This is a genomic window from Salinimicrobium maris, from assembly GCF_049680855.1.
Taxonomy (GTDB): Bacteria; Bacteroidota; Bacteroidia; order Flavobacteriales; family Flavobacteriaceae; genus Salinimicrobium.
The window spans coordinates 211,196-231,087 of the sequence record NZ_JBMPGS010000001.1; the positions used below are offsets into that span (position 1 = coordinate 211,196).

At 40.0% G+C, this 19,892-nt stretch carries 16 protein-coding genes; 6 read left to right on the plus strand and 10 right to left on the minus strand.

Annotated features, from left to right (window positions below; genetic code table 11):
* Position 1: 1 nt before the first annotated feature.
* The 9 genes from ACOV1Q_RS01045 to uvrC form a co-directional block, all read right to left on the minus strand.
* The gene (locus tag ACOV1Q_RS01045) at positions 2 to 2,539 is read right to left on the minus strand and encodes a TonB-dependent receptor (protein WP_424492578.1); all 2,538 of its coding nucleotides are present in this window, start codon (positions 2,537 to 2,539) and stop codon (positions 2 to 4) included.
* Positions 2,540 to 2,717: 178 nt separating this feature from the next.
* Positions 2,718 to 4,358: a glucose-6-phosphate isomerase gene (pgi, locus tag ACOV1Q_RS01050; protein ID WP_424492579.1), complete on the minus strand. Its 1,641-nt coding sequence runs from the start codon at positions 4,356 to 4,358 to the stop codon at positions 2,718 to 2,720.
* Positions 4,359 to 4,362: 4 nt separating this feature from the next.
* Positions 4,363 to 5,595, minus strand: a complete 1,233-nt coding sequence (locus ACOV1Q_RS01055; RefSeq protein WP_424492580.1) for a M23 family metallopeptidase — start codon at positions 5,593 to 5,595, stop codon at positions 4,363 to 4,365.
* Between the two features lie 7 nt (positions 5,596 to 5,602).
* Positions 5,603 to 6,568, minus strand: coding sequence for a tryptophan 2,3-dioxygenase family protein (locus ACOV1Q_RS01060; RefSeq protein WP_424492581.1), 966 nt, complete (start codon positions 6,566 to 6,568; stop codon positions 5,603 to 5,605).
* A gap of 2 nt (positions 6,569 to 6,570) precedes the next feature.
* Positions 6,571 to 7,344 carry a DUF3108 domain-containing protein gene (locus ACOV1Q_RS01065; RefSeq protein ID WP_424492582.1) on the minus strand — a complete coding sequence of 258 codons (774 nt, stop codon included), beginning with the start codon at positions 7,342 to 7,344 and terminating at the stop codon, positions 6,571 to 6,573.
* A 295-nt stretch (positions 7,345 to 7,639) separates the two neighbouring features.
* Entirely contained in the window at positions 7,640 to 8,776 is a 1,137-nt protein-coding gene (hppD, locus tag ACOV1Q_RS01070; protein ID WP_424492583.1) for a 4-hydroxyphenylpyruvate dioxygenase, read from the minus strand.
* Between the two features lie 47 nt (positions 8,777 to 8,823).
* On the minus strand, positions 8,824 to 9,984 hold the full coding sequence (locus tag ACOV1Q_RS01075) for a homogentisate 1,2-dioxygenase (RefSeq protein ID WP_424492584.1): 1,161 nt from the start codon (positions 9,982 to 9,984) through the stop codon (positions 8,824 to 8,826).
* Between the two features lie 112 nt (positions 9,985 to 10,096).
* Positions 10,097 to 12,319 carry a patatin-like phospholipase family protein gene (locus ACOV1Q_RS01080; protein WP_424492585.1) on the minus strand — a complete coding sequence of 741 codons (2,223 nt, stop codon included), beginning with the start codon at positions 12,317 to 12,319 and terminating at the stop codon, positions 10,097 to 10,099.
* A complete protein-coding gene (gene uvrC, locus ACOV1Q_RS01085) occupies positions 12,316 to 14,109 on the minus strand; it encodes an excinuclease ABC subunit UvrC (protein WP_424492586.1) in 1,794 nt (597 codons plus the stop codon). Before uvrC ends, ACOV1Q_RS01080 begins: the two co-directional genes overlap by 4 nt.
* A gap of 386 nt (positions 14,110 to 14,495) precedes the next feature.
* On the opposite strand from uvrC, the gene ACOV1Q_RS01090 reads away from it, so the two are divergent.
* From ACOV1Q_RS01090 to ACOV1Q_RS01115, 6 genes are read left to right on the plus strand one after another with little or no spacing between them, the layout of a single operon-like run.
* On the plus strand, positions 14,496 to 14,921 hold the full coding sequence (locus tag ACOV1Q_RS01090; RefSeq protein ID WP_424492587.1) for an ATP-dependent zinc protease family protein: 426 nt from the start codon (positions 14,496 to 14,498) through the stop codon (positions 14,919 to 14,921).
* Positions 14,918 to 15,790 (plus strand): 30S ribosomal protein S6--L-glutamate ligase, encoded by an 873-nt coding sequence (gene rimK, locus ACOV1Q_RS01095; protein ID WP_424492588.1) that lies wholly within the window; start codon positions 14,918 to 14,920, stop codon positions 15,788 to 15,790. The genes ACOV1Q_RS01090 and rimK overlap by 4 nt, the downstream gene beginning before the upstream one ends.
* A 3-nt stretch (positions 15,791 to 15,793) precedes the next feature.
* A complete protein-coding gene (locus ACOV1Q_RS01100) occupies positions 15,794 to 16,783 on the plus strand; it encodes a succinylglutamate desuccinylase/aspartoacylase family protein (RefSeq protein WP_424492589.1) in 990 nt (329 codons plus the stop codon).
* Positions 16,770 to 17,342, plus strand: a complete 573-nt coding sequence (locus ACOV1Q_RS01105) for a 5-formyltetrahydrofolate cyclo-ligase (RefSeq protein WP_424492590.1) — start codon at positions 16,770 to 16,772, stop codon at positions 17,340 to 17,342. Before ACOV1Q_RS01100 ends, ACOV1Q_RS01105 begins: the two co-directional genes overlap by 14 nt.
* Positions 17,343 to 17,386: 44 nt before the next feature.
* Positions 17,387 to 18,838 (plus strand): PAS domain-containing sensor histidine kinase, encoded by a 1,452-nt coding sequence (locus tag ACOV1Q_RS01110; protein ID WP_424492591.1) that lies wholly within the window; start codon positions 17,387 to 17,389, stop codon positions 18,836 to 18,838.
* A 1-nt stretch (position 18,839) separates the two neighbouring features.
* The gene (locus tag ACOV1Q_RS01115) at positions 18,840 to 19,253 is read left to right on the plus strand and encodes a response regulator (protein WP_424492592.1); all 414 of its coding nucleotides are present in this window, start codon (positions 18,840 to 18,842) and stop codon (positions 19,251 to 19,253) included.
* Here the strand turns inward: ACOV1Q_RS01115 and ACOV1Q_RS01120 are convergent.
* Entirely contained in the window at positions 19,238 to 19,879 is a 642-nt protein-coding gene (locus ACOV1Q_RS01120) for a lipoprotein signal peptidase (RefSeq protein WP_424492593.1), read from the minus strand. The genes ACOV1Q_RS01115 and ACOV1Q_RS01120 overlap by 16 nt on opposite strands.
* Between the last annotated feature and the right edge of the window lie 13 nt (positions 19,880 to 19,892).

The following is a 19,892-nucleotide window of genomic DNA, read 5'->3' on the forward strand; positions in this document are numbered from 1 at the left end:
TTTAGAAGTTAATTTTGGCTCCAATATTGAAAGTTCTTCCGAAACCATAGTAAACACCGTCATTTCTTCCACCTCGTGCGATAGAAAGGTATTCTGTATCCAGCATGTTATAAACATTCCCTATAAGCATCGCCTCAAAATCTCCAAGATCGAATTTATGTGTCAATCCTAAATCTACTAAACCATATGCAGGCAGTTCCCAGGATTGTCCAAGTTCACTCGTACTTCTTGTTTCTGGATCAAATTCTCCGTAAAGGTTATCAAAGTAGTTCCAGTTCGCTCTAAGGTGAGTTCCTTCCATCACTTCATAGTCTGCACCTGCAGCAAAAGTAGTTTGTGCAGATCCTCCAACTTTAAGACCTTCAATAAAAAGATCAATAGTTGTTACAAGGTTTTGCTCTTCGTCATAGATATCAACGTTTCTAATATCATTTCTCCAGGTCCAGTCTCCAACAGAAGCCATACCATTTAAAGTAAGGTTTTCCATAGGACGGTAGTTAAACTCAAGTTCAACTCCTTGGTGAAGTGCATTAAGACCTAAGATGTTTGCAGACCCTGTAGTGTTATCAGGGTTTTGAAATCTTTGAACGAGGGTTTTATCATTCCATACCGTTCTATACACGTTTAAATCTGCCCTAAAGTTTGAGCTTCGATAACCATATCCAAGTTCAGCACTAAAGATCTTTTGATTCTTAGCATCTTCGTTCAAATCATTTGCAAAATTTAAGAAAACTGCATTAGAGAAAGGTGCTTTTTCAAAGTAACCAATGTTAGCAAATACATTATTGTTACTGTCAATGTTAAAGTTAGCACCACCTTTTGCACTGTAGCCAAGAAAATGTTGATAATCTGTTTCCTGTAAAGGATCGGAATCTAAATAGTTGAAAAAATCTTTTCTTTTATAAGAAGTATTAGAACCAGCTACTGTTACAAAAGCTGATAATTGATCATCTGAATATTCAGCCTGAGCAAAAAGTCCTTCCCAAAGTACTGTTCCTATATCGTGGTAATCAATAATGTCTCCAACCTGTGCAGCATTGAAAGGGTTGTTCTCATCATCTTCATCAAGAACATAACGTCCTCCCAAAAGATCTGTCACTTCTGTATAATGTTCTCCCTGGTAATATCTAAAGTCAACGCCACCGGTGAATTCTACGTTCTCCAAAATTTCAGATGAAAGGGTAGAAAGAACACCGTACCATTCGTGATTGTTTCTTGAAGCCCTTAAATAAGTCTCAGATCCAAGTGCTCCTTGTGCTACGTTCTCGTCAACAATAAGATCTACATTTACAGGCTGAAGGTATCCATCTCGGTAAGGCGAAGGATCATTAGCGGTACCAAGTCCAAACTTGTTTACACCACCGTAACCACCACCCCCTCCAGTTCCAAAGGAAGCGTAAACAGAAGTAGACAATTGAGTATCTTCAGAAATATCCCAGTAATGGTTAAGAGACATTTGTGGTTTGTGGTAGAAGTTATCTTCAATATGAATCACCTCGCCATTTTTATAACCCCAGTCTGCATTAAAACGGGTTCCGCTTTCGCTCATCCTGTAGATATCAATAGGCTGTGCGTTTTGACGTTGCCCGTGATGTTGTTGCGCCCCAAAAGCTGTGAAAGACAATTGGTGACTATCAGAAAAATCTTTAGCTATATTCACAAAATAGGAGAAACCACTAAATTCGGTTCCATCCACATATCCATCTCCTGTTGTTCTGGCACCGGAAACAGTTGCAGCCCAACCATTATCCATTTTTCCGGTAGAAACAGTTGCAGAAACCTTTTCATATCCGTCGTTACCTATAGAATACATAACAGCCCCACCTTCTTCCTGGTCTGTTGTTCTGGTCACAATATTAATAGTACCACCAATAGAAGGTACAGCTACTTTAGAAGCTCCAAGACCTCTTTGCACCTGCATAAATCTTGTAACATCTGAAAGACCTGCCCAGTTACTCCAGTAAACGCGACCGTTTTCCATGTCATTTACAGGAATACCATTGATCAAAACAGCAATATTCTCAGATTCAAAACCTCTCAACCTGATTTCTGAATCTCCAAAACCACCACCACCTTTGGTCGCATAGACACCCGGAGTAGATTTAAGGATTTCAGGAAACTCCTGGTTTCCTAATTTAGTTTCGATGGCTTCAGCTTGAATAGTTGAAACTGCTACAGGAGTCTTCCTGTCAATTGCAATAGAATAAGTAGTAATAACAACTTCATCCAAAGCGTCGGCATCTGGCGCAAGTAAAATACGACCAAGATCAATTGTTTGTCCATTTGCTACTGAAAATGGAATACTTTTTCTTTCAAAGCCAAGAAAAGTGATGTCAATTGTGCCTGTTGCCTGATCAACTTCCAGACTGAATTGCCCGTCAAAATCTGTTACTCCACCAGTAGTGGTGCCCTGAACCGATACGTTGGCACCAGGAAGGGGAGCATCCATTTGAGCGTCTATTACTGTTCCCGTAATAGTACCCTGAGCAAAAATTGTAGCTGTTGCAAAGAACAACGCCATTGCTAATAATTTCCTCATTGTGTAATTTGTTAGTTTGAGTTTTAAAAGTTGATGCAAAAGAACACATTTCCTGAAAAACATCCTTTAACTGAACGTTAAGATTTTTCCTCAAAGGATTTCGTTAACAACTTTATCTCAAAATCACGCAAATTACTAAAAATCAAAAACTTAAACCTTGTGCGGCTAGAAACTTAAATTATATCTCTTCGCTTAGGAAAAATTTTAACATTTTTGAAGTAGAAGAATCGTGCTGCCCAACGTCATTTCCATCAATTTCTTTCAAGATATTCGTTGCCAATTGCTTACCCAATTCCACACCCCACTGGTCATAACTATAAATATTCCAAATCACTCCCTGCACGAAAATTTTGTGCTCATATAAAGCAATTAATTTCCCTAAGCTTGCGGGGGTTAACTTATCAATAAGAATGCTGGTTGTAGGTTTATTCCCTTCAAAAACCTTAAAAGGTGCAAGCGAATTAATTTCTTCCGAAGAAAGATTCTTGGATCTTAACTCCTGCTCTACAACATCTCTGCTTTTCCCTTGTAACAATGCTTCAGTTTGGGCAAAATAATTTGCCATAAGCTTGTTGTGGTGATTAGCATCTTCAAAAAGGGACTTTTTGAAGCCAATAAATTCCGCGGGAATCAATTTTGTCCCCTGGTGAATCAACTGGAAGAATGCATGTTGAGAGTTGGTTCCCGGTTCTCCCCAAATTAAAGTTCCGGTTTCATAATCTACTTTTTCTCCGTTTCGATCTACGCTTTTCCCGTTACTTTCCATGATCGCCTGCTGAAGATATGCCGGCAACCTGTGAAGATACTGGGAGTAAGGAATAACAGCTTCAGACTCTGCCTTGAAAAAGTTATTATACCAGATAGTCAAAAGTGCCATTTGAACAGGGATATTTTTTTCAAAAGAACTTTCTTTGAAATGAACATCCATTGCGTGTGCTCCTTTTAGAAGCGCATCAAAATTTTCGAAACCTATAGAAAGGCTAATGGATAAACCAACTGCACTCCAAAGAGAAAATCTTCCTCCTACCCAATCCCACATAGGGAAAATATTCTCACTATCAATTCCGAACTCCAGAACAGCTTTCACATTACTTGAAACTGCTACAAAATGCTTTGCAACAGCCTCTTTCGGAGCTTTTTTTGTGAACCAGTCCCTAATAGTACTCGCATTAGATAAAGTTTCCTGTGTAGACCATGATTTGGAAACCACCACAAACAAAGTAGTTTCAGGATTAAGGTTTTTGATGGTTTGATGCACGTGATCTCCATCTACATTAGAAACATAATGAACCTTCAGGTGGTTCTTGTAATATTCAAGTGCTTCGGTGATCATTACAGGACCAAGGTCAGATCCTCCAATCCCAATATTTACTACATCTGTAAAAGCCTTGCCAGAATACCCTTTTTGACTACCCTCTACAACGGCATTTGTAAAAGATGCAATTTTTTCTTTTACCTCATAAACTTCAGAAATAATATTCTTTCCGTCTACTTCAACATTCGCATCTTTCTCCTCTCTTAAGGCGGTATGAAGCACAGAACGACCTTCGGTTCTATTAATCGCTTCTCCTGAAAAATAGGCGTCTATTGCCTCTTTCAGCTTCACTTCTTCAGCTAAAGAAAGCAGGTGTGACTGCGTATCTTTATCTATTAAATTTTTACTGAAATCTACATAAAAATCTTCCCATTGAATCTTGAAATCCTCTGCACGACCTGGATCTTTTTCAAAAAGCTCCTTCATTTTGAAATCCTGCGCGGTTTTAAAATGTTCCTTCAGTTTATTCCAGGCGTTTGTATGGGTAGGATTAATATTCTTCATTCGATTATATATTTTTAAATTCGATTTTACCTAATTCTGCTTTCAGTGGCTCAATAGCAGCAAAATACGATGGCTTTAACTTATCATCAATAGGTTCTGCAGACGGAAGGTTCTGGCGAAATGGATCTCTCTGCACCCCGTTCACCCAAAATCTATAGCAAACATGCGGACCTGTAGCCAGCCCTGTACTGCCCACGTATCCAATGATGTCTCCCTGCTTCACACGCTGTCCCTGTTTTACTGCTCGTTTCGACATGTGAAGGTATTGGGTTGTATATGTATTGTTGTGTTTGATTTTTACATAGTTCCCATTACCACCGGTATAGCTTGAAGCAATCACCACCCCATTGGCAGTACTCCAAATGGGCGTACCATGAGGCGCGGCATAATCTGTACCCTTATGAGCCTTCCATCTCTTTTGTACCGGATGGTACCTGCGTGGGCTAAACCTTGACGAAATCCTGCTATAGTTTAAAGGCGCCTTAAGAAAGAAACTTTGCAAAGGGCGGGCTTCTTCATCATAAAAATCACCATCAAGCGCAGTAGAATCTGCTTTGTAGTTAAAAGCATAATAAGGTTTATCCTGGTGCACAAAAACAGAAGCTTCTATATTCTCAATGCCGGCATAAATAGTGTCATTAATATACTTCTCATTAAATACAAGTTTGAAACGGTCACCTTTTTGAAGTCTGAAGAAATCTATACTCCACTGGTAAATATTGCTAAGCTCATGTGTAAGGAGAAAATTAAGGCCTTCACTTTCCACAGCCTCAGAAAGACTGGAAGTAATCACTCCCGAAACCGCACGCTGCTTAATTGTCACCGGCTTTTCTGCCTTGTAGGCAGCAATACTATCTCCGGTATTCACGACAGTATATTCTATTTTATCATTTTCATAAATAAAGGCCTGCGGAGTTTGAGCAGAATCTTTCGCCTTCAGAATAACATAAGGTTTGCCAAGAACAATTCTGCGAGGATCAAAAACATCTTTTACTTCCTGCACGATTTCAAAAACTTTCCCGTGACCAATTCCATGACTAATTAGGATATTTCCAAAACTGTCTCCGCGTCTAATGGTATCCCTCACGACCACAAAATCATTAAGGGAAAATCCAAATTCTTTAATTTCAGGAACCGGTTTTTCTTCAATAATTTCAGCTATTTCAGCTTTTCGCACTTCATCACTACAGGCCGTAAAAGCCAACAACATTACTAGCAGGTAACTAAATCTCTTCAACTTATTTTTATTTTTTATTATTAAATGTTTGTTCCACCCATTCTTTACCCCATGTTTTTAATTCATCTTCACTCCACAACTGCGGAAAAAAAGAAATTCGCTGAAAACTAGGGGGCAAAAATTCTTTCCAGTTTGTTCCTCCTGTCGCCGGTGCAACAGATTTGTCTTTGCTTATCAAATATCTTTGCGCAGCGCCAATGTGTACAAGCAACCAGTTAACATTGACTGCAGTGTCCAAATTACGCAACGCGGCAATTAATTCTTTATTGTTTTTATCTTCGGAAGAAAGCTGTTCATATTTGTGAAAAAGGGTACTTTCCCTGTGCTCTTTAGCGATTCTAAGAAACCGATGTGTATATCTTTTTTCGAACTGCTTCAGCGTGAGCGTCTTCTCTCCCGTAGAAAGATCTGTAGCGCCTCTTTTCCAGTAAATATTTTCAAATAGGTTCTCAACATCTGCATTTTCATCCAGCTCTTCACGAACTTCAGTATGAACAAGATTCCGAAGAGGTGTACTAAAGAGTTCGATCATTCGAAATTGAGCGGACTGGAATCCACTCGCAGGTAAAAGAGCCATCCGGAATTTGATGAACTGCTCACGCTCCATTCCCCGTATCATCACGTCAAATGAATCGGTCAAAATGCGAAAATAACGAATGATCCTGTGCAACTTTGCTGTAAAAAATTCAGCAGTAAGATCTTCGGCTTCAATTATTTGTTTCTGCTCATGAATAACGAGCTTAAAATAAAGCTCGGTAATTTGGTGATATCCTATGAATATTTCTTCGTCAGGAAAATGCGTAAGCGGTTTTTGAAGGCTTAAAAGCGTGTCTAGATTGATGTAATCCCAATAGGTAAGGTAGCGATCATAGAGCAAACCGTCAAGATAAGAACCCAGATCCTGCCCCGAGTTTTTGAACTTCTCTTCCAGCTGAAAAACTTTCTCAGCAATTTCGGGTTTAATTTCCCTCATTTTTAATCCATTATTATCCGAAGAGGATGTTTTAGCCCTTTAAAGGCATCAATATCTGCATCAAGAGAGCCAACTGCTAATTTCGCTTTTATTTTAATGGGCATCCTATTTTCATCGTCACTTACCCAAATGGTAAGGCTTTCTTTTTCTTTAAAAACCCTTCCCGCCATCACGTAGGGTCGAAATTTAAGCGCAGTAATTTTCCCAATTTTTGAATCAATTACCTCCCGCCCCAGAAATCTTAACTGAAAATCGAAATTTTCATCATCAAAAAACATGTTCAAATCCATAACATCTCCTTCCTGCAGGTCTTCTACGTCAAGATTGTTGCGAAGGTAATAAAATGCTGAAAGCATATCATGAACATCATCCTTTACAGGATATCTTTTTTCGGTATTGCGCTTCCTGTCAAAAACCAGCGCCTCTTTGTCTTTATGATCAAAATCTATCACAATGTCTCGTGTGTGACCGCCTTCATCAATTTGCCGGATAAATTTGTAAGGTGCCCCAGAATATTTATTGAAGTAAGATTCGTAATTATCCTTTACCTTAAAAAACCAGTGAACAGCTCCGGCTGATTTTCCTGTTCCTACCACATGGTATACAGGATTATTCTTATACTTTGATTCGTTGACTTCAAGGGTGGCATAACCCGCATCTAAAATTCCATAGTGTATCCTAAACCTAAACCATTCACCGTCCTGAAATGCCTGGTGCGATTGTGCACTTCCAACATAGGTTAAAAGGAGCAAAACAACTGTAACTATTTTCTTCATTCATTATAGATTAGATGGGCTTTGCTCAAGAATTACAATTTCTATTCCAAATGTATTCAAAAGAAAAAACCCTGTCAAATAACGACAGGGTTTTTAATCTTATTAACCAACTAAAACTTAAATTATGAAAAAAAAATTTTCATTTTACAATTCTGGTAACCACTCCAAAATTGCGGTGCAAAAGTCTCATATTTCTACATTACCTGCAATATAAAAATTTACTTTAACTAAAAATTAGTCAATAAATCATCATATTGATGTTGTGGTTAATACATTCTCTCAATAATGCATAAATTTACAGGGTTCCCCGTAAATTTTGTTCTCTTTCAATAGCTTCAAAAAGTGCTTTAAAATTACCTTTTCCAAAAGATTGAGCACCTTTTCGCTGAATAATTTCAAAAAACATAGTAGGACGATCCAGAACCGGTTTCGTAAATATTTGCAGAAGATAACCTTCATCGTCACGGTCAATTAACACTCCAAGCTCTCTTAAAGGCTCAAGATCCTCATCGATTTCCCCTACACGATCAAGAACATCATCATAATAAGTATCGGGAACATGTAAGAATTCAACTCCGCGATCCCGCAGGTTTGTTACTGTTTCTATGATATTATCTGTAGCTACAGCAATATGCTGCACTCCCGCTCCATGGTAAAAATCTATGTATTCTTCGATCTGAGATTTCTTTTTACCTGTTGCCGGCTCATTGATAGGGAATTTAATTCTTCCATTTCCATTGCTCATTACCTTACTCATAAGAGCAGTATAATCTGTAGAAATATCTTTATCATCAAAAGAGACCAGCTGTGCGAATCCCATAACTTTAGCATAGAATTCACACCATTTGTTCATTTCGTTCCAGCCTACGTTTCCTACCATATGGTCAATGTATTTTAAACCAACGGGTTTTGTGCTGAAATTAGGCTTATACTCTTTGTACCCAGGCATAAAAGCTCCCGAGTAATTCTTTCTCTCCACAAACATATGTATCGTCTCTCCATACGTATGGATTCCTGAAAGAACTACCTGCCCGTGTTCATCTTTAATTTCGTAGGGTTCTACGTATGATTTTGCCCCACGTTTAGTCGTTTCTTCATAACTCTTACGCGCATCATCCACCCACAAGGCAACAATTTTCACTCCGTCGCCGTGCTTGTCTATATGTGCATTGATCTCGCCGCCAGGCTGGATTGGGGAAGTAAGCACCAGCCTTATTTTACCCTGCTGAAGCACGTAAGAAACCCTGTCTTTACTTCCGGTTTCCAAACCTGAATAGGCCACAGGTTGAAACCCCCAGGCCTGTTGATAATAATAGGCTGCCTGCTTGGCATTTCCTACGTACAGTTCTACAAAATCTGTTCCCAGCAATGGCAAAAAGTCTTCTGCCTGTGGTACTGTTTTCTTAAGTTCGGTTGTATTTTCTGTTGACATAATTTTTATTTCTTTCCGCCTTGCGGAATTGATTTTAATTTAAATTTTTAATGCTCCAGCCAGGACTGGTGATAAGTTTCATCGGCAATTTTCATGGCTTCCTCGGTAACCATCAAAGGTTTAAAAGTATCTACCATGACCGCCAGTTCTTCTGTTTTGGTTTGACCTATACTTCTCTCTACGGCTCCCGGATGCGGCCCATGCGGAATTCCCGCCGGGTGCAGCGAAATATGACCAGCTTCAATATCATTCCGGCTCATAAAATCGCCATCCACATAGTAAAGCACCTCATCACTGTCAATATTACTATGATTATACGGCGCCGGAATACTCTCCGGGTGATAATCATATAACCTGGGACAAAAAGAACAAACCACAAAAGCATCGGTTTCAAAATTTTGATGCACCGGTGGCGGTTGATGGATTCTTCCTGTAATGGGTTCAAAGTCATGTATGGAAAAGGCATAGGGATAATTGTACCCGTCATAACCCACCACATCAAAAGGATGTGAAGCATAGATCATATCGAAGATCCTTCCTTTTTTCTTGATTTTAATAAGAAAATCACCGTTCTCATTATTGGTTTCAAGCTCGTAAGGCTGGCGAATATCTCTTTCAGAAAAAGGAGAATGTTCCTGCAACTGTCCAAAATAATTGCGGTATTTTTTAGGGGTGTAAATGGGTCGTCGTGATTCTACGATAAATAACCGGTTCACCTCATCATCAAAATCCAATTTATAAATGGTACCTCTGGGAATTACTAAGTAATCGCCATACTTAAAATCCAGATTTCCCAGGTGCGTCCTTAATTTTCCACTTCCTTTATGAACAAATAGCAGTTCGTCGGAATCTGAATTTTTATAAAAGTATTCTGTAGTAGATTGTTGCGGAGCAGCCAGAACGATATCCACATCTGAATTGCTGAGTACCACCTTCCGACTTTCAAGATAATCAGGTTCCGGTTTCACCTGGAAACCCTTAAACCTGTAAGATTGAATGTTGTCTTCTTTTGCTATTTTTGGGCGTACATCATAACTACCCTTTATTTCCTTCACCTGCGTTGGCCGCTGTTCATGGTACATATTAGAAGACATTCCATCAAAACCAATAGTTCCAAACAGCTGTTCATAATACAAGCTGCCATCGGGTTTTTTAAAAATGGTATGTCTTTTTGGAGGGATCTTTCCTAGTTTATGATAAAATGGCATAATTGGAGTTTTAACTGAAAACGTTTTCGTGACTTGTAAAGAGAAACCAGACATCCGCTTTCGCTTAGTTACAAATATCGGAAAATTTTGTGTGATTTATAATTAAAGAAATCTAAAACCAGAAACCTATACTAAAATACCAGTGACTGTTTCTGGTATCTGGTGAATAGGAATATTTCGCCTCAATAGGCCCCATAAAAGTTTCCAGTGCATAACCTAAAGCGTAGCCGGAATATTTGGGTAAAGAGAACCATTTTCCGCTTCCGTAGAGATCATTATCCACGTTTGCAAAATTAGCGCTTGCCACCAGGTGATTTTTTCTAAAAATCTCATAATCCAGCTCTACCATGCTTTTCACATAACTGTCACCAGAGAGTTCCAGGAAATCATACCCGTAGAAAGGGAAAATATTATTGATAAAATCATTCCCGTAGCCACCCAGCAGGAAGTGCAAAGAATTGCTGCTGTTCTTTCCAAAATGGAATCCTGTGCCCGTCGAAAGCCTGGTGGTAAACCTCCTGCTTGGTGAAAATGCATATCCTAAATCCCCTTTTACGATAGAAAATTCTGAAAAGTCTTCATTATAATCTGAAGACAGCAGGTACAAGTGAAAATCTCCATTAAAATAAAATCCGCTTCCGGGGAAAAACCTGTTGTCATAGCTGTCAAACTTGAGGTAGCTGAAAGTACTGAAATAACTGCTCCTGTCAAAAACAGTAGAAGGCACAGTACTTTCAGAGTCACTAATGGTTTCTGAAGAAACCTCCAGAAACTTATGTTCCGCTCCTACTCCAATAGAAAAAACCTGCTCAAACAGGGTTTCAAAATATAATTGGTTTGTAACATCCTTATAATCTATGGAAATCCTATTAAGGTTGATTTGGGAAAATTGGGGAGAGGTTTCGGTAAAATCAATGCCTACACTTTTATTAAAGCTGTTATACCTGGACCTTACGCCCACGCTCCAGTAATATCCCTTATCCCAGTAATATTCAAAATTATACCTGAAGTTATCTCCTAAAACTACATCTAAAGAAGCCAGATCGTTTGTAAACAAAAGACTTTTACGGGTAAGATTGACCAACGCCCCGCTTTTATATAGATCATCGTAATGCAGTGCCATTTGGAGAAAGGTCTTATTTACTTTTTCCTCCAAATCAAGCTCCATCACATACCCACCATTCAACGGAATCAATTTGTAATTCACCCTATTGAAGTTTCCTGTAGCCGATAAATTATTAATCCCCAAAACAAAGCTTCTGTAAGACACTTTTGAAGGGTAACGAATTTTGAGCTTCCCAAGCACGTATGCCCGGGGATAGGAATGATTTCCAGTAATGCGTATATCTGCGATGTATAAACTGTCAACTTCTTTGATCACCAGCTGCTCCCTAGGCTCCTTTTTCTGTAAGCGGGCGATTTCCTGTAGTTCGTTCAACTTTTTGCGGGCCGCCTCTTCGCCGGCATCAATTATTTTTCTTCCGCGGTCAAAAGACATTACTCCAAAAGGCGCGATGGGCGGATCAATATAAACATCGGTCTCTTCCACCTTTTCTTTCATGTCTTTCACGGTTCGGAAGTTGCTTATCTGGGTGAGGATCTCAAACGCGGAAGAAAGATCATCCCTTCCCGATAAACTATCCTGAACATCTACGCCAATAATAATATCGGCGCCTCTCTTCCTCATTTCTTCTACAGGAAAATTGTTGACTACACCCCCATCTGTCAGCAGTTTTCCATTTACGATCACGGGGCTGAATAAAGTGGGAATAGCAGAACTAGCCAACACAGCCTGCGGCAAATGGCCACTATCTAAGATCACTTCTTCGCCGGTTTCCACGTTTGTGGCGACACAAAAAAAAGGAATGGGCAGTTCTTCAAAGTTGTTACGATCTGCGAGGTGAAGCGTAAGTTCAGACATCATATTATATACATTCTGCCCGCGGGATATCCCCGACGGAAAAGAAATATGAAAATTATCAAAAGGCAACCTTACGGCATATTTTTCAGCATCATTTCTTTCATAGAAAGTGCGCGAACCGCGTGGCAATTCATCCTGGATAAGAACGTTAAAATTTGTCATTTCAAAGATACTGTCCAGCTGCTGTGCCGAATAACCTGCAGCATAGAGAGAACCCACAATAGCACCCATACTTGTGCCGCCAATGTAATCTATTTGCACCCCGGCTTCCTCCAGCACTTTTAAGGCCCCAATATGAGCCAGTCCCTTTGCGCCACCACCACTTAAAACAAGGCCTACCTTAGGATCTCCCTTCTCCTGCGAAAAAGCGATACAGCTGAAGAACAGAAAAAGAAAAGATACCTTTTTTATCATTTTTCGTGGTAATGCTTATAGACGATCCCCGCTTTGGATTTTCCCACCACTGCAGCAAGTTCATCCATACTTGCCTGTTTTACCCTCTTTAAAGATCGGAAATTCTTTAGCAATTCCACCACCGTTTTTTCTCCAATCCCCGCAATGGTTTCCAGTTCTGTATTTAACGCGGTACTACTGCGTTTGTTCCTGTGAAAAGTAATCCCGAAGCGGTGCGCTTCATTCCGAAGGTGCTGAATAATTTTTAAAGACTCAGATTTTTTATCAAGATAAAGCGGAATAGAGTCCCCGGGATAAAAGATCTCCTCCAGGCGTTTGGCTATTCCAATGATCGCAATTTTTCCTCGTAAATCCAGAACTTCCAGCGCCTTTACTGCGGAGGAAAGCTGGCCTTTCCCGCCATCTACAATAATCAACTGTGGCAAAGGCTCTCCTTCTTCCAGCAGTCTGCGATAGCGCCTAAACACCACTTCTTCCATAGAAGCAAAGTCATTAGGCCCTTCTACCGACTTTATATTAAATTTTCGATAGTCTTTTTTGCTGGGCTTGCCATCTTTGAAAACCACACAGGCAGCCACAGGATTAGACCCCTGGATGTTGGAATTATCAAAACATTCTATATGCCGCGGTTCCTCTTTAAGCCTCAAATCCTTTTTCATCTGTGCCATGATCCTTTTCACATGCCTGTCGGGATCAACGATCTTCATTTGCTTAAAACGCTCCTGCCTAAAATATTTTGCATTTCGGGTAGAGAGATCCACAATTTGCTTTTTATCCCCCAGTTTTGGAATGGTCACTTTAATATCCTCTCCCACATCTACCTTAAAAGGCACATAAATTTCGCGGGTATGAGAATTAAAGCGCTGCCGGATTTCAGTAATTCCAAGTTCAAGAAGTTCCTGCTCTGTTTCGTCCAGCTTCTTTTTCATTTCAATGGTATGCGCCCGTATAATAGCGCCATGAGACAGCTGCAGAAAGTTCACATAACCATACTCTTCATCTGTCACAATAGAAAATACATCTACGTTATTGATCTTGGGATTTACCACAGTAGATTTAGACTGGTAGTTCTCTAAAACATCAATTTTTGATTTGATTTTTTGAGCTTCTTCAAATTCCATCTTTTCTGCATGCAGCTTCATTTGCTGCCGAAAACCTTGCAAGGAATCTTTAAAATTCCCTTTGACGATTTGCCGTATTGCGTCAATCTTTTTTAGGTACTCCTCCTCGGCCTCGTTAGCTTCACAAGGCCCCTGGCAATTACCCAGGTGATATTCCAGGCACACTTTGTATTTTCCGTTCCTTATTTTTTCTTCAGAAAGGTCATAATTACAGGTCCTTAGTTGATAAAGCCCCTTGATGAGATCCAGCAAAGTGTTCACCGTTTTAAAACTGGTGTAGGGCCCATAATATTCACTCCCGTCCTTTACAAGACGGCGTGTAGGAAAAACCCGTGGAAAACGTTCATTTTTGATGCATATCCAGGGATAGGTTTTATCATCCTTCAGCATCACATTGAAGCGTGGCTGTAATTTTTTGATAAGATTGTTCTCCAGCAACAAAGCATCTGTTTCTGAAGAGACCACGATATGCCTTATCTCGTGAATCTTCTTTACCATGACCCGAATACGCTGACTGTCATTGTTCTTGGTAAAATAAGAAGTGACGCGTTTTTTAAGGTTTTTGGCTTTTCCTACGTAAAGAATCTTTCCGTTCTTGTCGAAATACTGGTATACGCCCGGGCTCTCGGGAAGGGTTTTTAACTGTAGTTCTACATTAGGTTTTTCCATTGATCCAAAGGTAAAATTTAATAAAGCCGAAGAGAATCCAGCCGCTTCTGAATAATGTTAATTTTTTCTTAATTCAAGAAGCACCACTGCCAAGAACCGCTTCTTTATGTTGATGCGAAATCTTTTCAGATTGGAAGAGAACGTAAAAAAACCTGCCTTTCTTACCTCCATAGAAAAGTGAGGCCGCATGAAATGTATGAAAACCAGCTACTCAAAAAGTCGATTTTCCGAAGCAATTCTTCCGCACATCTTCTTCATAACCTGCTCCAAAAATGCCATTTTTGAAGATTTAAAAGTAACTTTATTCATGAAATGTATTGAAATTCAGCATTATATTTTGATAAATAGTTAAGATTAAAACATTCTTGTTTTATTAACTTGCAGCCATGGAAAAACGAATGATTGGTCGTTATGACAGGGCAGATTTTCCCGATTTGCACTTAAACGATATTTCAGTAAAGGTTGATACCGGTGCCTATACTTCGTCCATCCACTGTGATAACATTACAGAAGAAGAAGGAGTGCTAAAATGCACTTTTTTGGATGAGGAGCATCCGCTGTACAACGGCAGGGAATTTACCTTTACAGATTATGACATCGTTTTTGTAAAGTCCAGTAACGGGATGGTACAAAAAAGATATCAAATACAAACAAAAATCACCATTTTTGACCGTACTTACAAGATTTCACTTTCGCTCTCTGCCCGCCAGGAAATGAGATTTCCTGTGCTGCTAGGAAGAAAATTTCTCACTAAAAAATTCATTGTTGATACCGAATTTTTCGATGTATCAGCCAATCAACGTATCGAATGAACATACGAATCTTATCCAGGAACAGCAATCTATATTCCACTCAGCGGCTTATAGAAGCTGCAAGAGCAAGGAAACATGATATAGAGGTCATCGACCCTTTAAAATGTGACCTCATCATTGAGAAAAAACATCCTTCTATTTTCTATAGAGGAAGACATCTTGAAAATACCGATGCGGTCATTCCCAGAATTGGTGCTTCGGTTACTTTCTACGGAACCGCGGTAGTTCGACAATTTGAAATGATGGGCGTTTTCACCACCACTGAGTCTCAATCTCTCGTGCGAAGCCGTGATAAGTTAAGAAGTCTGCAGGTGCTTTCCCGCGCCAGACTAGGATTGCCTAAAACGGTTTTTACCAATTATTCCAAAGATGTTGGGGAAGTTATTGATCATGTGGGCGGGGCACCTCTTATTATTAAATTACTTGAAGGCACTCAAGGGCTTGGAGTTGTATTGGCTGAAACCAAGAACGCGGCAGAATCTGTCATTGAAGCTTTTAACGGACTCCAGGCGAGGGTGATCGTGCAGGAATTTATCAAAGAGGCCGGCGGTGCCGATATTAGAGTGCTGGTAGTTGACGGCCACGTAGTAGGAGCCATGAAGCGGCAGGGAAAAGAAGGAGAATTCCGAAGTAATTTGCACCGCGGTGGTTCGGCATCTGTCATTCAGCTGACGGATGATGAAGAAAATGCCGCCATTAAAGCTGCTAAAGCAATGGGGCTCGGTGTTGCGGGGGTTGACATGCTACAAAGCTCAAGGGGGCCGCTAATCCTCGAGGTAAATTCTTCCCCGGGACTTGAAGGCATTGAAAAAGCTACCGGAAAAGACATTGCAAAAACCATTATAAGATATATTGAAAGAAATATGTAGCCCATGGCTTCCATAGACGAAAATAACGTTCTTGAAATTTTAGGTAAAAGAATTCCCCCGGGAAAAGGCGCTACTATTAATTTCAACATGGCAAAGCTTTACACCGCTACCTCGGTAGAAGTGCCAATAATTATCGAAAGGGCAAAAAAACCGGGACCTGTGGTTCTTATAACTGCAGGAATTCACGGCGATGAGATCAACGGCGTTGAAGTGGTGCGGCAAATCATTGTCAAGGAAATCAACAAACCCGCGATAGGAACAATTATTTGCATTCCTATTATCAACGTCTTTGGATTCCTTAATAAAACACGAGAATTCCCTGATGGGCGCGATCTCAATCGAAGTTTCCCGGGATCCAAAAATGGCTCTTTGGCCAGCCGTTTTGCCTACCAGTTTGTTCAGAAGATTTTACCCGTAGCAAATTTTTGCCTGGATTTTCACACCGGTGGCGCCAGCAGGTTTAATGCACCTCAAATACGCGTGGTAAGAGGAGATGAGGATGCTCTGCATTATGCAAAAATCTTTAATTCGCCTTTTACTGTTTTATCCAAAACCATCAATAAATCCTATAGAGAAACCTGCACAAAACATGGAAAACATGTGCTCCTTTACGAAGGAGGAAAATCTAACGACAGCAACAAAGACATTGCCAGGAATGGCGTGGAAGGTGCTATGCGCATCCTCGCCCATTTTGGAATGCTCAAGCAAAAGTTTGAAGTTCCTGAGCCTAAAGGAGAAACGGTGATCATCGAAAACAGCTCCTGGATGAGGGCCAAATACAGCGGCTTATTGCACGTCAAGATCCCCTGTGGAAAACACGTTGAGAAAGGGGAATATATTGCGATTATTACAGATCCTTACGGGAAGTTGCGCCACAAAGTAAAGGCACCAAACGAAGGCTACATTATTAACGTGAACGAATCTCCAATCGTTTACCAGGGAGATGCCATTTTCCATTTATCAAGTGTAAACAAAACGTATGACGAAGAATGAAGCCCGGCTGAAATATAAAAAGCTTAGACAAGAACTTTCTTCAGAAGAAATTGAAGTACAAAGTCTTGAAATTGCCAATAACCTTTTAAAGTTACCTGTTTGGGAATACTCCTACTTCCACCTCTTTTTAAGCATTACTCAAAAAAAGGAAATAGATACCGAGTTCATTCTGCAAATTCTCCATGGAAAAGACAAGGAAATTGTAGTTTCCAAAACAGACTTTGAGAATTTTAAACTTACTAACTACTTACTTACAGATTCTACGGTGCTTCGGAAAAACAAGTATGGCATTCCAGAACCTGTAGATGGCATTGAGGTACCACCACAAAAAATCGATGTGGTTTTTATTCCGTTGCTGGCCTTTGACGAAAAAGGAAACCGTGTAGGCTACGGAAAAGGCTTTTACGATCGTTTTTTGAGCAGCTGCAGCGTGGAAACAGTAAAAGTGGGATTATCTTTCTTCGAAGCCGAACCTGAAATTTCCGAAATTTCAGAAGATGACATTCCGCTGGATTTTTGTGTGACTCCTACAAAAATTTATAGCTTTAAAAGTTTGTAAAAGCCGTTTTTTCGGCTACTTTTAATGCACCAATCGAATTGTTGATGCTCAACGACGTCCAGTTAAACAGTATTTTAGAAGACTTTGATGTTGCTTACTGGAACATAAACCTTCTCACAAAAGAAATTTCCTGGTCTCCTCATTTTCACACTTTAGTAGGAAAATCTGAGCTTCCCGAAGTTAACTGCGATCATTTCGTCAACGAGATCCTACACAAGGATTTTAGATATGATTTCAGGGAAAATTTCCAAAAGCTGGTTTCTGAAAACGAACCTTTTAGCCAGGAACTAAGGATAAAGCTGGAGAATGGCAAGTTTCGCTGGTTTGAATGCCGTACGTTAAAGAACAGAGAAGGTTCCAATGTAGATTCCTCAGTACTTTTATTTGTCAACATTCACCAGGCGAAACGGGATCAATATACAATCGAGGAAAATTTCTTTTACTACAGGGAAACGGCCGAAATGACCTCTACCGGCGGCTGGTACCACGATGCCGAGACTGGAGCTGTTTACTGGGACGAGGTAACGAAAAAAATCCTGAACTGCCCGCATGATTATGAACCTGTTCCCGGAGATAAAATGAAATTTTATGCCCCGGAACACCAGGAATTTGCAGAGGAAATCTTTAAAAAATGCTTAGAATACGGGATTCCCTTCAAGGTGGAAATTAAGATGCTCACCTTTCACAACAGTGAGTTTTGGATAAAAGCCACGGGGAAACCGGTCTATAATAAAAATCAGGACATCATTGGTATCCGCGGCGTTTTTCAGGATATAGATATTCAGAAGACCAACGAAATCAACCTTCAGAATTCGCTGGATATCATTGCGGCTCAAAATTCAAGGCTGTTCAATTTTGCACATATTGTTTCTCATAACCTGAGGTCTCACAGCAGTAACCTCAGTCTTATTTCTCAACTGCTATCAGAATCTAAAAGCGCACAGGACAAGTTGGATCTCCTAACCAATATAAACCATATTGCCGGGAATCTTGAGGAAGCCATTCATCGGCTTAACGAGGTGGTAACGAAGCAGACCAACCTTAAAATGGAGAAAAAGACATTGAAATTCCAGGATGCCCTGGAAGTTGTCATTGCCTCCACTTCCTCGCTTATAAAAAGGGAAAATGCGCAGATCATCCCTGATTTCCAGAAGTTGAACGAAATTACTTACAGTTCTGAGTATCTGGAGAGTATTTTGTTAAATTTGATCACCAATGCGATAAAATACTGTCAAAAAGGTCGCAAACCGGTCATCTACATTCAGACGTATGAGCAGAATGGAAGCCACTTTCTGGAAGTGAGTGACAACGGAATGGGTATAGACCTGGAGCAGTATGGTGACAAAATGTTTGGTATGTATAAAACGTTTCACCGGCACCCAGAAGCAAACGGGATAGGTTTATTTATAACCAAAAACCAGGTGGAGGCAATGGGAGGCAGTATTTCTGTTACCAGTACCGTAAACATTGGCACTACATTTAAAATTAAATTCTAAAATGGAACAGCCCATAGAATTAGCGTGCATCATCGATGATGACAAAATCTACGTGAACCTGGTAAAGAAGATCATTGAGATCAAAAAGCTATCCCGCAACCTTATCATCTTCAAAAATGGCAAAGAAGCACTGGAATATTTCAGGTCTATTCTTGAGAACCTCAATCAAAACCGTTTGCCAGACATTATTTTTCTGGATCTAAACATGCCTATCATGGATGGTTGGGAATTCCTGAGCGAATTTGTGAAGATAAAAAACAACTTCCAGAAAAAAATAACCCTTTACGTGGTGAGCTCTTCCATAAATCCCAGAGACCTGGAACGGGCGAAATCCTTCAATATGGTTACAGATTACCTGATAAAGCCTATTGAATTAAAGCGTTTTGAGAAGATTTTCGATCAGGACGTAGCGTAATCCTTCTGCTCCTCATTCTTCTTACTTTCTTCTGAAGGAAATGCTCTCTTATTAAAGATTATAAGAAGGAAAACCCCAATGGTAATGGCAGAATCTGCAATATTAAATACAGGTTCAAAAAAGGTGAAATAATCACCTCCCCAAAACGGGATCCACTCTGGAAGATAGCCGCTCCACAAAGGGAAATAAAGCATATCTACAACCTTTCCATGCATAAGTGTACCATAACCACCGGCTGCCGGCATAAATTCTGCTACCTGACTGTAACTATGTTCAAATATTACTCCGTAGAATACCGAATCTATAATATTCCCAAAAGCACCTGCAAAAATAAGAGCAATGGCAGTAATTAGAATCTTCGAACCGTTCTTTCTTACCGAATCCCACAACCAGTAACCAATTCCCACGATTGCCACCAGCCTAAAACTGGTAAGGATCAACTTCCCATACTCCCCGGGAATTTGAGCGCCCCAGGCCATTCCTTCATTTTCCACAAAAAGAATACGAAACCAATCAAAGACCTTGATCTCTTCCCCGAGGGCAAAAGTGGTTTTAATGTAAAATTTAGAGATCTGGTCGATGAGTAAAACCAGGATAATGATAACGGAAGCTTTCTTTAAAGACATTGAATTGGAATTA

What these genes read in the sequence shown, in the direction of transcription:
- ACOV1Q_RS01045 (WP_424492578.1), bottom strand. Translation starts at nt 2,539, where the DNA reads ATGAGGAAATTATTAGCAATGGCGTTGTTCTTTGCAACAGCTACAATT.
- pgi (WP_424492579.1), bottom strand. Translation starts at nt 4,358, where the DNA reads ATGAAGAATATTAATCCTACCCATACAAACGCCTGGAATAAACTGAAG.
- ACOV1Q_RS01060 (WP_424492581.1), bottom strand. Translation starts at nt 6,568, where the DNA reads ATGAGGGAAATTAAACCCGAAATTGCTGAGAAAGTTTTTCAGCTGGAA.
- ACOV1Q_RS01065 (WP_424492582.1), bottom strand. Translation starts at nt 7,344, where the DNA reads ATGAAGAAAATAGTTACAGTTGTTTTGCTCCTTTTAACCTATGTTGGA.
- hppD (WP_424492583.1), bottom strand. Translation starts at nt 8,776, where the DNA reads ATGTCAACAGAAAATACAACCGAACTTAAGAAAACAGTACCACAGGCA.
- ACOV1Q_RS01075 (WP_424492584.1), bottom strand. Translation starts at nt 9,984, where the DNA reads ATGCCATTTTATCATAAACTAGGAAAGATCCCTCCAAAAAGACATACC.
- ACOV1Q_RS01080 (WP_424492585.1), bottom strand. Translation starts at nt 12,319, where the DNA reads ATGATAAAAAAGGTATCTTTTCTTTTTCTGTTCTTCAGCTGTATCGCT.
- uvrC (WP_424492586.1), bottom strand. Translation starts at nt 14,109, where the DNA reads ATGGAAAAACCTAATGTAGAACTACAGTTAAAAACCCTTCCCGAGAGC.
- ACOV1Q_RS01090 (WP_424492587.1), top strand. Translation starts at nt 14,496, where the DNA reads ATGGAAAAACGAATGATTGGTCGTTATGACAGGGCAGATTTTCCCGAT.
- rimK (WP_424492588.1), top strand. Translation starts at nt 14,918, where the DNA reads ATGAACATACGAATCTTATCCAGGAACAGCAATCTATATTCCACTCAG.
- ACOV1Q_RS01100 (WP_424492589.1), top strand. Translation starts at nt 15,794, where the DNA reads ATGGCTTCCATAGACGAAAATAACGTTCTTGAAATTTTAGGTAAAAGA.
- ACOV1Q_RS01105 (WP_424492590.1), top strand. Translation starts at nt 16,770, where the DNA reads ATGACGAAGAATGAAGCCCGGCTGAAATATAAAAAGCTTAGACAAGAA.
- ACOV1Q_RS01110 (WP_424492591.1), top strand. Translation starts at nt 17,387, where the DNA reads ATGCTCAACGACGTCCAGTTAAACAGTATTTTAGAAGACTTTGATGTT.
- ACOV1Q_RS01115 (WP_424492592.1), top strand. Translation starts at nt 18,840, where the DNA reads ATGGAACAGCCCATAGAATTAGCGTGCATCATCGATGATGACAAAATC.
- ACOV1Q_RS01120 (WP_424492593.1), bottom strand. Translation starts at nt 19,879, where the DNA reads ATGTCTTTAAAGAAAGCTTCCGTTATCATTATCCTGGTTTTACTCATC.